We start from the raw sequence: 2356 nt of genomic DNA on the forward strand, positions 1-2356 counted from the left end.
AGAGAAAATTGATCAAAAAGGTAATTTTGGTGTTGGAGTTAATCAAGGAGAGATTGGCGGAAATGCCAAAATAGGAGGAGTCATTAATGAAGCACAACAACCAACCTTAGCTAAAGCCGCCCAAGAAATACAAAATTTACTTAAGCAACTAGAACAAGACAATCCTACTGCTAGTGAAACTGAAAAGATAGATTACATTAATGATGAGACCAGCAAGGGATTTAAGAAAAGAGCAGTAGCAGCTTTGATGGGTGGTGGGGAAACGGCGATCGAAGAATTCTTAGATAATCCGTATGTGAACATAGGAAAAGCAGTAGTAAAAGGATGGATGAACCCAGAATGATAACGGTTAAGATGCCTCCTTTCACCTACTTATCTAATAAATAAGGGCATCTGCCATCTGCCGTCTGCCGTCTGCCGTCTGCCTTCACAAACTTTCAAATCAATAAACAAAAGGAGAACTAAACATGGGTAAGTCAGGATTCCTAAAGGAAATGAAAAGACTGGACAAAAAGAAAGTTCAGGGGTACAACATCCATGATGTTATAACAGAAACCATTATTAATCCCCATCAAGTGACATACATTCCTATGGGAGTTAAGGGCATTAAGAGTCTTTCTAATGCTCATGAGTATTTTTACGCAAAATACGGCAGAGGTGCGGTCATTTTTGTTCCTTTGGTTGATAATATGTTGCGCGTTGGCTTTGTGAAATCATCTGATTTCAGAGAGGATCAAAATGTATCTCTGTCGCTTGTCGAAGGATATAATCTAGTGTCTGAAATTGTCGCTAGTGTTGATCCTCGTTTATCAATTCCCCTTGAGGATGAACCGGGTAGTTTTGAAGTTTCCTTGACGATACTCAAACAAAAAGAGGCTTACTGCACACAGAAAGTTATAAATAGCTAAAAAGCCCCGAATTGGGGCGTTGTATCCTATCAAATACCGTTTGCTCCTATAAGCTAACAAATTTATTCCCAACCTGTAAAATCCTTACACAGTCTAGGTTTTAGCGGTTGGGGGTCAATTTTCGCAACCTGTAAAAAACAGGTGATCGCTTAAGAATGGGAAAAATGGCTGAATTACTTTCTGCACAAGGTTTTGAGGGTGATCGCTTTTTTCTTCGGCATTAGTGCTATGGACGAACGTACTTCCTGCGTTCCACTATGCAAGCACTTTTTGTGTTTTTTGGCTGAAATCCAGTTCCTGTAATGCTTTCACTATGCTCGGACTTTTTGATATCAAGTCACGGCGATGTTGATGGTACATAACATCACCATCATCAATAATGTAGCTAGTACACTACAATTGTATGACATCCCATCGATGGGAACAGGGTATTAAGCCTATTGAAATCGTTAAATAAAATTAAATATAACTGATTTTCAGTTGTAGTATATTTTTGGCGTACTAATGAATTGGTCACGAAGTACCGTGGGATAGTCACTATCCCACGGTAACTTCCTACGGTCACCGTACGAAGTTAACTTCCCCTCTTGAAGATGGGAAGTTTTAAGCACAAATTGCCTCCAAAACGCTGAGAGTTTCCGACTCATTGAGAGTCAACTCAAGCGGATTTATTCTTTTCAAGGATTGTTGCAGTCTTTCCAGCCTTTTTATCAAGTCAACCCTGAATTTAGGCTTATTCACTGACAACAGCAGTGCGGGATTATGACTCCAGCGATCGCCGATATGAGCGTAAACAACAGTAGTCCGAGGATCAGCGTGTCCTAGTAAGTCCTGCACCTGGCGCAAACAAGCTCCTGCCCTCAAGGCTAAAGTTCCTGCTGTGTGTCTCAAAGAATGCGCACTCAGCTTTCGTTGTGACTTATGGGGAGTTTTTTGTTCACGATGGTCTATTTGTTGAGCATTGCTTTTTTTCCCTCCAAGTTTCGGGGTTTTCCTCTGCGTTGGGGGCAACTCTTTCAACCCGATCGCACTGAGATATTTATCGACAACACGACGAATGGAGCGGCGGCTTAGACGGAACCCTCTAGTGGTGTGGGCGACTGAAATAAAGAGAGGAGTATCGTCGGCAAGTATTTCTCCTGCTTTTCGCCGTGCATCCAAGTATTGCTGTAGTAACTTGGCTAAATTGGGAGTCAAGGGAACCACCCGAATACTTCTTTTTGCCCAAACCGTAAGACCAACATTGGAACCATCCTGAACAATATCCCCAACATTAACACGGTGCATTTCGACGGTTCTGCATCCCTGCAACACCATAACCGAAATTAACAGCCGATTACGCAAGGAAGACACCGAATTGTTTTGGGGCAATTCCTCCAGCAATTGGTGCATCTCCTGTATCTTCTCAAAAAGCCAGGGGTCACTCGCTGCGAAAACTTAGGCCAAAC

2 protein-coding genes and 1 pseudogene are annotated in these 2356 nt (G+C 42.1%); 2 read left to right on the top strand and 1 reads right to left on the bottom strand.

The annotated features are described in order from the left end of the window. A partial coding sequence (locus tag P9B04_RS21520) for a hypothetical protein (protein ID WP_342057016.1) occupies positions 1 to 343 on the top strand: 343 nt, incomplete at its 5' end. 124 nt (positions 344 to 467) lie between these two features. Further along, complete coding sequence (locus P9B04_RS21525) at positions 468 to 908, top strand: hypothetical protein (protein ID WP_342057017.1); 441 nt, start codon at positions 468 to 470, stop codon at positions 906 to 908. Positions 909 to 1511: 603 nt separating this feature from the next. Here the strand turns inward: P9B04_RS21525 and P9B04_RS21530 are convergent. Next, a pseudogene (locus P9B04_RS21530) lies at positions 1512 to 2303 on the bottom strand (tyrosine-type recombinase/integrase); the annotation flags it as partial. Positions 2304 to 2356 lie beyond the last annotated feature (53 nt).

It is taken from the genome of Crocosphaera sp. Alani8, assembly GCF_038442745.1.
Taxonomy (GTDB): Bacteria; Cyanobacteriota; Cyanobacteriia; order Cyanobacteriales; family Microcystaceae; genus Crocosphaera.

Excerpts from the sequence above, each read along its gene's own strand:
- P9B04_RS21525 (WP_342057017.1), top strand. The coding sequence starts at position 468 with ATGGGTAAGTCAGGATTCCTAAAGGAAATGAAAAGACTGGACAAAAAG.